Annotated in this window: 11 protein-coding genes; 5 read left to right on the top strand and 6 right to left on the bottom strand. The window is 71.6% G+C overall.

What is annotated here, in order from left to right; translation table 11 throughout:
• The first annotated feature begins 24 nt into the window (after positions 1-24).
• On the top strand, positions 25-852 hold the full coding sequence (locus ACFC51_RS28675; RefSeq protein WP_376373145.1) for an aldo/keto reductase: 828 nt from the start codon (positions 25-27) through the stop codon (positions 850-852).
• Positions 853-960: 108 nt separating this feature from the next.
• On the opposite strand, the gene ACFC51_RS28680 is transcribed toward ACFC51_RS28675, so the two are convergent.
• Positions 961-3309: a GH92 family glycosyl hydrolase gene (locus tag ACFC51_RS28680; RefSeq protein ID WP_376531606.1), complete on the bottom strand. Its 2349-nt coding sequence runs from the start codon at positions 3307-3309 to the stop codon at positions 961-963.
• Between the two features lie 340 nt (positions 3310-3649).
• Between ACFC51_RS28680 and ACFC51_RS28685 the strand changes: the two genes are divergently transcribed.
• On the top strand, positions 3650-4825 hold the full coding sequence (locus tag ACFC51_RS28685) for a PP2C family protein-serine/threonine phosphatase (RefSeq protein WP_376373151.1): 1176 nt from the start codon (positions 3650-3652) through the stop codon (positions 4823-4825).
• Between the two features lie 155 nt (positions 4826-4980).
• Here ACFC51_RS28685 and ACFC51_RS28690 read toward each other — a convergent pair whose 3' ends face one another.
• From ACFC51_RS28690 to ACFC51_RS28710, 5 genes are all read right to left on the bottom strand, one after another.
• Positions 4981-5580, bottom strand: coding sequence for a class F sortase (locus tag ACFC51_RS28690; protein ID WP_376373154.1), 600 nt, complete (start codon positions 5578-5580; stop codon positions 4981-4983).
• An 89-nt stretch (positions 5581-5669) separates the two neighbouring features.
• Positions 5670-6080 (bottom strand): LPXTG cell wall anchor domain-containing protein, encoded by a 411-nt coding sequence (locus ACFC51_RS28695; RefSeq protein ID WP_376373156.1) that lies wholly within the window; start codon positions 6078-6080, stop codon positions 5670-5672.
• 102 nt (positions 6081-6182) lie between these two features.
• Positions 6183-8198, bottom strand: coding sequence for a sensor histidine kinase (locus tag ACFC51_RS28700; protein WP_376373159.1), 2016 nt, complete (start codon positions 8196-8198; stop codon positions 6183-6185).
• Entirely contained in the window at positions 8182-8904 is a 723-nt protein-coding gene (locus tag ACFC51_RS28705; RefSeq protein WP_376531608.1) for a response regulator transcription factor, read from the bottom strand. Before ACFC51_RS28705 ends, ACFC51_RS28700 begins: the two co-directional genes overlap by 17 nt.
• Before the next feature lie 139 nt (positions 8905-9043).
• On the bottom strand, positions 9044-9436 hold the full coding sequence (locus tag ACFC51_RS28710) for a hypothetical protein (protein WP_376373164.1): 393 nt from the start codon (positions 9434-9436) through the stop codon (positions 9044-9046).
• A 515-nt stretch (positions 9437-9951) separates the two neighbouring features.
• Here ACFC51_RS28710 and ACFC51_RS28715 point away from each other — a divergent pair.
• The 3 genes from ACFC51_RS28715 (at position 9952) to ACFC51_RS28725 (ending at position 12500) form a co-directional block, all read left to right on the top strand.
• Entirely contained in the window at positions 9952-10230 is a 279-nt protein-coding gene (locus tag ACFC51_RS28715; RefSeq protein ID WP_376373167.1) for a polyprenyl synthetase, read from the top strand.
• Positions 10220-11275, top strand: coding sequence for a polyprenyl synthetase family protein (locus tag ACFC51_RS28720; RefSeq protein ID WP_376531610.1), 1056 nt, complete (start codon positions 10220-10222; stop codon positions 11273-11275). The genes ACFC51_RS28715 and ACFC51_RS28720 overlap by 11 nt, the downstream gene beginning before the upstream one ends.
• Before the next feature lie 64 nt (positions 11276-11339).
• Positions 11340-12500: an oxygenase MpaB family protein gene (locus ACFC51_RS28725; protein WP_376531612.1), complete on the top strand. Its 1161-nt coding sequence runs from the start codon at positions 11340-11342 to the stop codon at positions 12498-12500.
• Positions 12501-12600: the final 100 nt, after the last annotated feature.

Raw genomic sequence — 12600 nt, forward strand, 5'->3', positions numbered from 1 at the left:
AGACACCGACCTAAGGAGCCCTTCGTGCCCTCAGTACCCGCCCTCACCCTCAACAACGGTGTGGAGATCCCCCAGCTCGGCTTCGGGACCTTCCAGATCCCTCCGGAGGACACCCGCGAGACCACGCTGGCGGCCCTGAAGGCCGGCTACCGGCACATCGACACGGCGCAGATGTACGGCAACGAGAAGGAGGTCGGCCAGGCGGTCCTGGATTCCGGTCTCGACCGGGCCGACGTCTTCGTCACCAGCAAGCTGGACAACGGCGCCCACGCCTATGACGACGCCCTTCAGGCGTTCGAGGGCACCATGGAGAAGGTACGGCTGGACTATCTGGACCTCTTCCTCATCCACTGGCCGCTGCCCGACAGGGGCGACTTCGTGGAGACCTGGAAGGCACTGGAGGAGATCTACCGCTCGGGCCGCGTCAAGGCCATCGGGGTCTCCAACTTCCAGCCGCACCACCTGCGGCGCCTGCTGGACAGCAGCGTGGTGGTGCCCGCCGTCAACCAGATCGAGGTGCACCCGTACCTCACCCAGGACGCCGTGAGGTCCTTCGGCGCCGAACACGGCATCGCCACCGAGGCCTGGTCACCGATCGCCCAGGGCAAGGTGCTCGACGACCCGGCGCTCGTCAGGATCGCGGACCGGGTCGGCAGGTCGACCGCTCAGGTCACCCTGCGCTGGCACCTCCAGCGTGGCGACATCGTGTTCCCCAAGTCGGTGACGCAGCGGCGCATCGAGGAGAACTTCGACCTCTTCGACTTCGAGCTCACCGAAGGGGACGTCGGCGAGATCAGCGCCCTGAACCGCGACGAGCGCACGGGATTCGACCCCGACCGCTTCAACGGCTGAGTCCCGGCCGGCTCGACGGCTGAATCCCGTCGCGGCCCGTGGAAGCGAGAGGTCCCGCCCCTCGGCGAGGGGCGGGACCTCCGGCGTGTACGGACGGGAGCCGGTGTCCTACTTCAGGGCGGGCGGTGCCGCGTCCGCCGAGGTGCCCCACTGCGAGGGCTCCGAGCCGACCTCGAAGGTCAGGTCACGCGTGGAGCGGATGTCCTCGGTGGTGAGGTAGGTCTTCCCGTACGCCTTCCCGTCCGTCTTCGCGGACCGGATGTAGCGTGCCGAGTCGGAGGTGCCCTGGGCCTTCACGGTCAGCTTCCCCTTGGGGTAGTAGCGCCGGTCCAGGGTCAGGTCGACCCGCTCGAAGACCGGGGTCGACAGGCCCCAGGTGTCCGTGCCCGGCTGCACCGGGAAGATCCCGATCGAGGACAGGACGTTCCAGGCGGACATCGTGCCCAGGTCGTCGTTGCCCGTCATGCCCGTCGGGGCGTCGGTGAAGAGGGTGAGCGCGGCGTGCACCACGTCCGTCGTCTTCCAGGGCTGCCCCGTGGAGAGGTAGGTGTAGGGCGCGATCAGGTCGGGCTCGTTCTGCGGGTTGTACTTGTCCGCGTTGTAGTAGTCGTACGGCCCGTTCACCCACACCTCGCGGGCGGTCTTCGCCGGGTCCTGGAGCAGCTGCTCGTAGGCGAAGAACGAGTCGAGGCGTTCGTTGGCGGAGTCGGTGCCGCCGATCAGGGAGACCATGCCGGGCAGGTCCTGAGGGACGAGCCACTGGTACTGCCAGGACGTGCCCTCGTGGAAGCCCTCGCTCTGGGCGGGGTCGACGGGGCCGGTGAAGTCGCCGTTCACGTCCCGTGCACGGAAGAAGCCGGTCGAACTGTCGAAGATCTTGCGGTAGTTCTGCGCACGCTCCGCGTACCGGGCGGCGTCGTCCTGGTGCCCCAGCTCCTTCGCCATCTGCCCGAGCATCGCGTCGGAGAGCGCGTACTCCAGGGTCGCGGAGGCACCGTGGTCGTAGTCGGAGTCACCCGGCTTCACATGGGCACGGCCCTTGATGTACGGCGCGAAGCCGTCGGCGAGGTACTCCTTGTTGGCTTCGCGGCCCACGGGGGCGGAGTCGGCCGGAGGCACGCCGTCGGCGTTCTTCTTCAGCGCCCGGTACGCCTGCTCCTCGTATCCCTTGAGGAGGCCCTGCTGGTAGGCGTTGGTGAGGAACGGCGTGACGGGGTCGCCGGTCATGATGTTCGTCTCGACCGTCCCGTAGCCCCACTTGGGCAGCCAGCCGCTGTCCTCGTCGATCTTGAGGACGGAGATCGCCATGTCACGGGACTCGTGGGGGGCGAGGAGGGACAGGAGCTGGGCCTGGGTCCGGTAGGTGTCCCAGAGCGACCAGTTCTGGTAGTAGGTGAAGCCCTTGGCCCGGTGGGTCTTCTGGTCCCAGCCGGTGTAGCGGCCGTCGACGTCGCTGCCGATGTTCGGCGCGAGGAACGAGCGGTAGAGGGACGAGTAGAAGGTCCGGCGCAGGGTCTCGCTGCCGCCCTTCGCCTCGACGTCGTCCAGCCGGTCCTCCCACGCGGCCTGTGCGGCGCGGGCGACACGGTCGTAGGAACGGCCGCCCTCGGCACGCAGGTTGAGGGCCGCGCCCTTCGCGTCCACGTAGGAAATCGCGGTCGTCGCCTCGACGGTGCGGTCCTTGGTGGTGTCGAAGCGCAGGAAGGCGCCGTTGCGCTCGGCGGCCGCCGAGGAGGTCTTCGAGCCCTCCGTGACCGCGTCGCCCTTCCAGGTGCCGGAGGTGGTGAAGGGCCGGTCGAAGCGGGTGATCGTGTACACGGTGTACGGCTTGGTGTCCTGGCAGAAGCCGCTGCCGGTGATGGCCGTGCGCACGGTCCGGTTGTCGAGGATCTCGACTTCGGTGTGCAGGGTCTTGTGCAGCGACTGGCCCGCGTTGATGAGGACGTTGGCCTTGTCCGTGGCGGGGAAGGTGTAACGCTGCACACCGGTGCGCTCGGTGGCGCTCAGCTCGGCCTTGATGCCCGTCCCGAGGCCGACCGCATAGGTGCCGGGGCCCGCCTTCTCGTCGTCGTGGCTGAATTCGGCCGCGTACGTGGCGTTGTCCGTCGAGGTGACGTCACCGGTCGTCGGGAGTACCGGGAGGTCTCCGCCGAGGCCGCAGCCCACGCCGGATATGTGGACGGTGGAGAAGCCCCGGATGTGGTTCTCGGAGTAGTCGTAGCCGGTGTTGTGTCCGGTGTCGGGCGAGAACTGCACCATCCCGAACGGCACCGCGGCGCCCGGGTAGGTGTTGCCCTCGTTCTCGGTCCCGATGAACGGGTTGACGAGGTCGGTGAGACGACCGCGCTCGGCGTGGCCCCCTCCGTCCGCCGCGGCGGGTGCGGCGACGGCGCCGCCGAGGAGGGCTGCCGTGGCGGCCGCAGCCCCCGCACCGCGAATCCAGTGGGTCCATCTCATGGGATGAGCGCCTCTCGAAGACGTAGACAACGTTGTCATGCGCACTGCGCGATCATTCTTGGCCTGCATACGTGTACTCGTCAAGGGTTGTGGCGCACCTCGGCGTCCACGGCGTCCGCTCATCGCCCGCCCCGGGTGACCACCGTGGTGTGCGTGCACGGTGCCGGTCGTCCCGCTGTCCGCGGGGCGCAGGACCGGAAGGAGTACGCCCCGGAAACGTCCGGTCCGCTCGGCGGCGGACCGCTTCCGCGTGCGGGGCGGGCCTTCCGGCGCCAAGGTCGGTAGAGGACGTGGAGCCCTCCCGGCGGAGGCTCGCCCGCCGCACCCCGGAGGCGATGCAGTGAGCCCGAACCGCACCACGACGGGGCTGGTGTCGCACGCGCCGCAGAACGAGAGCGACCTCCTGCCCCGGTGGACACGGCTCGCACCGCTGGCGCTGGTGCTGCTCGCCCTGGCGGTCGACCTGCCCTGGCCGGGTGAGTTCAGCGGTGACGTCTTCCTGATCCTCAGCTCGATGATGGCGGCCTGTGTGTACTCGCTGCGGGCCGTGGTCGGGGTGGCCGTCCTCAACAGTCTCGCCGGACTGGTCCTGCTGTTCGCGAGCCACCTGTCCACCGAAGGCAGTCACGCGGTGGTCGACTACATCGCCATGGTGGTCCTCGCCTGGGTCTCCGTGCCCCTGTGCCGGCTGCGTCTCTCCCTGCGGCGCAGGCTCCAGGGCGCCGAACGGGTGGCGGAGAGCGCCCAGCGCGCGGTGCTCCCGCCCGTGCGGGCCTGGTGGGGGGACACCTGGATCGCGGTGCGCTACGAGGCCGCCTCCGCCGCGGCAGCCGTCGGAGGTGACCTCTACGCGGCGGAGCACACCCCTTACGGTGTACGCCTGCTCATCGGTGACGTACGCGGCAAGGGGCTGAACGCCATTCCCAGCGTCGCCGCACTCGTGGGCAGCTTCCACGAGGCCGCTCACCACACTCCGACCCTGCCCGAACTGGCCCGTCACCTCGACGAGGCGGTGGCCCGCCACACCCGGGAGACCGCGGCGGTGGACGGCGGCGCCGCCCTGAGCAGCGAGCACTTCATCACGGCTGCCATCGCGCAGATCCCGGACGACGGCACGGAGGTCAGGCTCATCAACCGGGGCCACTGCCCGGCCTATCTCGTGGACGGGAGCGCCTTGCTCGTCTGGGAGCCGGAACACCCGGGGCTGCCGCTGGGGCTGGGTGAGTTCGACACCGGCCCGTGGACCGACGAGGCCCGCCCCTTCGGCCCCGGACATCTGCTCCTGCTGTGCACGGACGGGCTCCTGGAGGCCCGCGACTCCGACGGGCGCTTCTACACGCCGGACGAGGAGCTGAGGCGGTCCTGGCAGCACGGTCCGCCCGCCGTCGTGGAGAACCTCGCCCAGGCGGTCCACCGTCATACCGGCGGGGTCCTCACCGACGACCTGGCCCTGGTGGCCGTCACCCGCGCGGACCACAGGCCCCCACGGGGCGGCACGGGCACGCGTGGGCCGTGATCCGCTGACCGGCTCCCCGCTCCCTGCTCCCTGGCGACGCGGTGGCCCTCGCGGGCGCAGGCCGTGACGCAGCGCCGGCCGTCCCGCCGCCCCTGGTCGCACCGTCCCTGGTCCCGCCGGCCATGGTCCTCGCAGGCGGGTCGGGCCGGCTCCCGTCAGCGCAGCTTCGCGTAGACGATGAGGTTGTCCACGGGGTGTCCGTCGGCGTCGAAGGCTCCGTCGCACGTGATGAGGCGGAGCACGCGTGCGTCGGTGGCTCCGTAGACCTTGCGGGTGGGGAACGCCTTCTTGCTCACGCTCTCCGTGCCGGTGACCGTGAAGTGGGCGGCTTCGCCGCTCCCGTCGGACACGGCGATGTCCGCACCCTCGGTGATGCTGTGCAGGTCGTGGAAGACCGCCTTGCCGAACCGGGTGTCGTTGTGGCCGATGAGCACGGCGGCACCGGGCTCGCCGGGGACGGCCCCGCCCGCGTACCAGCCGGCCGTCATGCCCTTCTCCGCGGGCGGGACCTCGACCGTGCCGTCCTCGTTGAGCCCCAGCCGCAGCAGCGCGGTGTCTATCCCGAGCGACGGGACCTCCAGCCGCGTCGGCGCCGGTGCCTTGGGCTCGTCCCGTACTCCGGCGGCGTGCGTGGCCACCTCGGCGGAGGGTTCAGGCGTTCCGGCGTCGCGGCAGCCGGTGGCGGAGGTCAGCAGCAGGCAGGCCGCCACCACTGATACGGCTGTCCGTCGCGACGTCTTGGTTGTGCAGGGCATGGGGGCTCCGGTCCGGTGGGGGTCGCCAGGTGGGAAAGGGGACAGCGACGGCGCCGCCCCCGCTGCGGGGAGCGGCGCCGTCGTGCGTGTCAGCCGTTGCGCTGTGCGGCGGACCGGCGGCGCAGGACGAGGACGCCGGCGCCCGCGAGCAGCGCGATGCCTGCCGCGGAGCCGTAGAGGGCGGTGTCAGCAGTGCTTCCGGTGTCTCCGGCGGGGAGCTCCCCGGCGGCCACGCCGCCCCGCGGCACCGTGCCCGGCGGTACGGACTCGGCGGGGACCGGCGCCGCGGTGGCGGACCGTTCGGCTCCCTCGGGTGCTGGGGCCGGCACCGCGGACGGGGCCTCGGTGCCCTCGGGCGCGGGGGTGGGGCTCTCGGCCTTCTCGGCAGGCGCCGTCGCGGCCGGCGTGCCGTCGGCGACGGCCGCGGCGGACGGGAGCAGGACCGCGCCGATGGCGGCGGCGGCGAGGACCGCGGTACGCAGGGTCGGGCGATGGGACATGAGTGACTCCGATTCCAGCTCGGCTCTTGTGGTGCCCGCGCAAGGGATGCGCGTCGGGCGCCGGGCATGCTCTGAGACTGGAGTGAAGTTGTGAGGAAACTGTCAGCCCGCTGTTTCCATCGGATCAGGGCCGGCCGACGGCAGTCTCAGGGTGAACACCGAGCCGTGGCCCACCGTGCTGGCCACCCCCGTCGTGCCGCCGTGCGCCTCGACGAGCTTGCGGACGATCGCCAGCCCCAGACCGCTCCCACCGGTGCGGCGGCTGCGTGACTTCTCCGCGCGCCAGAAGCGGTCGAAGACGTGGGGCAGGTCCTCCGGAGCTATGCCGCAACCGGTGTCGGCGACCTCGACCACCGTCTCGTCGTCGTCTCCCCCGGGCCCCGTGGCGTAGGCACGCAGGGTCACCCGCCCGCCGGGCGGGGTGTGGCGTACGGCGTTGGACACCAGGTTGCCGATCGCCTGCCGCAGCCGCACCGGGTCCGCGGCCAGGCCGGGGGCGGGCTCGTCTCCCTCGGGCACGTCAACGGTGAGACCGACCCCTGCGGCATCGGCCACCGCCTGGTGGGCCGCGACGACGTAGGCGAGCAACTCCTCGATGCGCAGCGGTTCGGGGTGGATCCGGAGGACACCGGCGTCCGCCGCCGCCAGGTCCTGGAGGTCGTCGATGATGTGCTGCAACTGCACCGCCTCCTCCAGGAGCGAGGAGACGAGAGCGGCGTCCACCTCGGCGATGCCGTCCTGGGCACCCTCCAGCCATCCACGGATGTTGCTCAGCGGTGTGCGCAGTTCGTGCGCCACGTCGCTGACCATCGCCTTGCGCTGGTCCTCCAGCCGTGCCCGGTGCTCCGTCATGTCGTTGAAGGCTGCGGCGAGCCGGCCGATCTCGTTGTCCGCCGCGACCACCACGTGGGAGGGCTCCTCCCCGTCCCGCATGCGCTGGGCCGCTCCCGTGAGCGCGTGCAGCGGACGCACGAGCCGGACCCCGGCCAGGACCGAGGCCCCCACGGTGAGCGCGAGGACGAGCGCCGCGACCCCGGTGATCTTCGCGGTGTTGCCGGAGGACAGTTCGAAGGCGGGCACCGCTCCCCCGCCCGGGTCGCTGATGAACAGCAGCGCGGGCGAGGCCACGTACGAACTGAGCTGTTCCTGGCGGGCGATGCCGACGCACGAGGCGATGTCGCGGTCGTTCTCGCTGTCCAGGGGTGCCGGGGTGGGGAGCTCGGTCGGGCGGGCCTCCTCCGGCACGGTGACGGCGGGCACGGGGCGGGGCGCGGCCGACGCGGCCTGCGGCTCCTCCCCCGTGCTCCAGGAGAGGTCGAGATCGAGCCGGACGGCTTCCCGGCCCTGCCGGTCGAGGCAGGCGTTGACCAGCGCGTTGAGGGCGGTGAGCGCCTTCGCCTCGGTGCTGGTGGGGCTGTCCAGACCGTCCGTGGAGCACCGGCTGTTCTGCATGCGGTCCGGATCGTTGCCCACGACCTGGATACGGGGCCGCCCGCTCGGGCTCTCGACGACGTCCGACGCTATCCCGGAGCCGCTGAGGCACCGCACCGTCTCCTCGGCGGTGCGCCGCAACGACTCCCGCTCGGCCTCGGGAAGCCTGAACGGGCCGACGGCACGCGGATCCACGCGATCGTTCCCGGAGCGCTGCGCCCCGTCCGTGCCGGGTGCCGCGACGGTCACGGACCCCGCACCCGGCTCCGTCCCGGAGGAGACGGCGGCGACCGACAGCGGGTCCACGACCGCCGAAGCCTGTGGTGGCAGGGCCGGTGGGGGCGGGGACGAGCCGGCGGAATCCGCGAGGATCTCCCGGCTCTGCGTCGTCAGCGTGATCCGCCGGTCGGACGCCTCTGCCAGCTCGTCGACGGTGGACCCCACGCCGTCCCAGGTGGGGTGCCCGGCCGCGTAGGCGAGCAGGCCGTCGAGGACGCGGGTGTCGGCGGCGAGGTTGCGGCCCTGCTCCTGCTCGATCGCGCCGGACGTGGTCTGCACGGCCAGCCACGCCGTCGCGGCGACCGAGCAGGCCGCGACGAGCGCCGACACCGCCAGCAGCCTGCCGAGCAGACTCTTGCGCAAGGGCAGCCGCAGGCGCTGTCCTCCCCGCTCAGCGCGCCGAAGCACGCGACGCGCCCTTCACGGGGTCCATGAGCTTGTAGCCGACACCGAAGACCGTGAGCAACCGGACCGGACGCCGGGGCGCACGCTCGATCTTCTTACGGAGGTTCATGATGTGCACATCGACCGTGCGGCTGCTGATGTAGCGGTCGAAGCCGTGCAGTTCGGCCAGGAGCTGCTCACGGGTGAAGACCCTCTCGGGTTCGGCGGCCATCGTCGAGAGGAGGCGGAACTCTCCGGGGGTGCACTCGACCCCGACACCGTCGACCGCCACCTCGTGCCGTACGGGATCGACGGCGAGGGTCCCCACCCGCAGCACATGGCCGTCGTCGCGCCCCGCGCCACGCCGGGTGCGCCGCAGGAGCGTCCGCACGCGCGCCATGAGCTCGCGGGGGCTGTACGGCTTGGTCATGTAGTCGTCCGCGCCGAGGTCGAGACCGAGCAGCAGGTCGTCCTCCGTGGACCGCGCGGTGAGCATGAGCACCGCCACCTCGCGCTCCTCGGCGCGCAGGACACGCACCACGTCGAGTCCGTCGGCCCTCGGCATCATCACGTCGAGGACGAGGAGGTCGGGTGCCCCCTGCCGGGCCTTCTCGAGGGCGGCGAGGCCGTCCGCCACCACGGTGACCGTATGGCCCTCACGTTCGAGGTAACGGCGGACCAGCTCGGCCTGTTTCTCGTCGTCTTCGGCGACTATGACGTTTGCGCACACGGTGAGGATCGTAAGGGAGCGCCGCGCCACGACGGTGCCCCAGGGGCGCGGGACGGTGCCCCTCCCCGAGGGCCGTGGCCGGGGCGGACGGCTCGACGTCCCCCGCCCCGGTCGCGTCCCCGCCGTCAGCGGCCGCCGTTCACCGGGTCCTCTCCTCCCCGTCGGTTGTCCGGGCCAACTCCTGGTTCACCGAACGGGCTTCCTCCGTCCGCCCCAGGACGGTCAGTTCCTGCGCGCACGCCTCCAGTGCCTTCCGAAGCAGCGCCGCACGCCGCGGCTCGACGGCCTCCATCCGCCGAGCCGCGGCGGCGGCCTCGGTCACGACGGTCAGACGGGTCCCGGGGTCCCGGGGGTCCGCCGTCCCGTACTCCAGGAGCGCCTGGGCCAGGCGCGGAAGATACACCGCCGGGCTCACCTCGGCGAGCAGGCGGTAGGCGTCGACGGCCTCGTGGATGTTGATGGTGCCGGATCCGAGCAGAAGAGTCCGTGCCCGCAGTACCGCATCGTGATCGACGCTCTCCCTGTGATTCATGAGGGTGATTCTGGGAGGTCGGGCAGAGCCCCAACAAGGCCTGGAGGGCGTGCTGTTCGTCCTACGAAAATGCCCTCTGACCTGTCATGATGGGTGTGTCATCACCCCGCCGGGGAAGATCGGGGGCAGGAGCGGCCGGCAGGTCTCGGGCGCCTTCCCCCACGGCCGGCGGACGGGCGCCTTCCGTTCCGGTCACGGCCTGCGGATACGACCGCCGGCCGTACGCTGCGTCCACGCGCGCCGCACGACGGGCGGCCTCCCGCCCGGCCGCGTGGCCCCGGCCCGCTCCTGCCCGGCTGCCGCATCTCCCCGTGCGGACGCCTGTCGCCAACGGATGGCCGATGGCCGACGTTTGAGCTGCAGGCGGACGTGACCTGCGTGATCCGCACGGCCGGGCGACGCCCTCCCCCGATCGTGACTTCCACCGCCCGGCCCTCCGCGCGCCTGGATCCTGAGGAGAGCGGCGCCGTGACCGGCGCTGTCCGGATGTGCGGTGCTGGAGGGGAGACGGTGCGATGACGAAGGATGCGGGGCGGAGTGCGGGCCCGGAGGGACAGGTGGTGCTGCTGGCGGCAGGACTGGCCGATCTGGCGGCCAGCACCGTGGGATCGGTTCTGGGGACGGTACGGGGGCTGCTGCGCCGTTCGGACGGCGCGGAGTTGGCGGCGGAGGCCCAGCACGATCTGAAGGCCCGGGGCCGCCTGGCCCTGGACCGGTATGCCGATGTGCCTCCGGCCCATCTGGAGATCCTCGCGCGGGAAGCACTGGCCAGGAAGGACGCCGATGGCGCCTGACCGGTGGGAGCCGGCCGTCTTCAAGGCCCGTGTCGACGACGTACTCCGTCGTTTCGTCGCCCAGGAGGCGGAGCGGTTCGCGGACGTGGACCCGTCCCTGCGGCCCGTCGCGGATCAGCTGGAGGCCTCGGTCGCGGACGGGAAGCGGCTGCGGGCGGCGTTCTGCTACTGGGGCTGGCGGGCCGTGGGCCAGCCGGACGGCGATGCGCTGGTGCGCGCGGCTGCCTCGATGGAGCTGGTGCACGCCGCCGCCGTCGTGCACGACGACCTGATCGACGACAGCCCGCTGCGGCACGGCCGGCCCACCGCCCAGATCGCCCTGCGTGGTGCGGTACGCCGCCGGCCGCGTTCCGTCGCCGCCGGCAAGTCGCTGGCGATGCTGGTGGGAGACCTGCTGATGGGGCTGGCCGGGCAGCTGTTCGCCACGAGCGGCCTGCCGGCCGCGTATCTCGCCCGGGCACGCCCCCTGTGGTCGGATCTGGCCCGGGACCTGATCGCCGGTGAGTGCCTGGAGATCCTGCGCACCGGATCGCCTCCGGACACCGCCGACTCCCTCAAGGTGATCCGGTACAAGACGGCCAAGTACACGGTCGAGCAGCCCTTGCTGATCGGAGGCGCCCTGGCCGGGGCCGGCGAGCGGATACGCGAGGGCTTCTCGGCGTACGGGCTCCCGCTGGGTGAGGCGTTCCAGCTCAGGGACGACCTGCTCGGCCTGTTCGGGAAACCCGAGCGGACGGGGAAGGCCAACACGGACGACCTGAAGGGGCACCGGCCCACGGCCCTGCTGGCGGAGACCTGGCGCGTCGCCGGCGAGTCCGAGCGGCGGCAGTTGCGTGCGCTCCTGGGCCGCCGGGATCCGGACGCGGATGATCTGCGGGCGGTGCGTGAGCTGATGTGCCGGCTCGGGGCACCCGACCGCGTCGAGGAGATGATCAGCGCGCGGGTGGAGGAGGCTCTCGGCGCCCTGGCCGGGCTCGGTGCACCTGCCCCGGCCACCTCGGCCCTGACCGCGCTGGCACGGTCGGTGACCGTCCGCATGTCCTGACCGTGCGTCGGCAGAACGCCGTACGCGCAGCGACGCACCTCACCCCAGAACAAGGAGCCTTGTCTTGAGCTACACCGAATCGTCGTTGAACTCACTGCGCCTGGCCGGGGACGACCTCGCCGACGCCACCGTCGCCACGCTCTTCGAACGCGGGGAGGTGGGGAAGTTCAACTCCCTGATGCGTTACGTCTCCACTGCGGGCTCCCCCCTCCCCGACGGGCTGCCCGACGTGGCCCGCGAGTACCTCGACGCCACCGGCGCACCGCCGGCCTGGGTCGACTGGGGCGAGATGGAGAAGGCCCGGCTGTTCTTCGCCGACAACAACGTGCACATCTCCACCGCGCTGTCCTTCGCCTCCATGCCGGCCTGCTACGTCGTGCCCCACGTGGCGAAGCTGCTGTCGGCCACCCACGGGCTCGACTACCCCTCCAAACGGATGGCGGAGACGGGGCAGTTCACCGTCCATCTGATGCAGCCGGGGGCGTTCGAGGCGGGCAGCCCCTTCGTCCCGGCGGCCCAGAAGGTCCGGCTCCTGCACGCCTCCATCCGTCACCATCTGAGGCGGGAGGACCGCTGGGACACCGAGGCGCTCGGTACGCCGATCTGCCAGGAGGACATGATCGCCGGGCAGATGTTCTTCTCCCTGCTGGTCCTCGACAGTCTGCACCGCCTCGGCATCCACATGTCGACGGACGGCGCGGAGTCGTACTACTACGCCTGGCGCGTGGTCGGCGCGATGCTCGGAGTCGACCAGGACGCCGTGCCCAGGACGCTCGACGACGCCCGTAGCTTCCTCGACCTCTACATGGTCCGGCACATGGGTCCCTCCCCGGAGGGAGCGCATCTGACGCGGCAGCTCATCGACCTGTACGAGGAGGTCGTCCCGGGGACCGTCTTCGACCCGGTCGTCTCGGCGCTCATCCGCCACCTGGTCGGCGACACCTGCGCGGACTGGCTCCAGGTGCCCCGCTCCTCGTGGGACACCCTCGTGAGGACCGTGCCCCACCTGCTGGGCGTCCTGGAGAGCATCGAGGACCGCTCACCGCTCGCCTCCTGGGTCCTGGACCACCTCGGCCGGCTGACGACCTCCTTCGAGCTGTCCTCCCTGACCCGGGGACGCGTCATGCACTACGCCATCCCCGAGCAGCTCAAGAAGGACTACGACGTTTCCGGCTCGGTCCCCCGCAGCCGGCGCTGGACGCCACCGGCTGCCTCGGTGTCCTAGGGTCTCCCGTCCGCGTGGATCACCTGCCGGACCTGACAGGGACCGGGCTGAGCGGGCACGCGACGCGGCGTGCCCGCCCGGGCAGATGTGGAAGCGGCGG

The organism is Streptomyces sp. NPDC055962, from assembly GCF_042270185.1.
Lineage (GTDB): Bacteria > Actinomycetota > Actinomycetes > Streptomycetales > Streptomycetaceae > Streptomyces.

What these genes read in the sequence shown, in the direction of transcription:
- ACFC51_RS28680 (WP_376531606.1), bottom strand. Translation starts at nt 3,309, where the DNA reads ATGAGATGGACCCACTGGATTCGCGGTGCGGGGGCTGCGGCCGCCACG.
- ACFC51_RS28690 (WP_376373154.1), bottom strand. Translation starts at nt 5,580, where the DNA reads ATGCCCTGCACAACCAAGACGTCGCGACGGACAGCCGTATCAGTGGTG.
- ACFC51_RS28695 (WP_376373156.1), bottom strand. Translation starts at nt 6,080, where the DNA reads ATGTCCCATCGCCCGACCCTGCGTACCGCGGTCCTCGCCGCCGCCGCC.
- ACFC51_RS28710 (WP_376373164.1), bottom strand. Translation starts at nt 9,436, where the DNA reads ATGAATCACAGGGAGAGCGTCGATCACGATGCGGTACTGCGGGCACGG.
- ACFC51_RS28715 (WP_376373167.1), top strand. Translation starts at nt 9,952, where the DNA reads ATGACGAAGGATGCGGGGCGGAGTGCGGGCCCGGAGGGACAGGTGGTG.
- ACFC51_RS28720 (WP_376531610.1), top strand. Translation starts at nt 10,220, where the DNA reads ATGGCGCCTGACCGGTGGGAGCCGGCCGTCTTCAAGGCCCGTGTCGAC.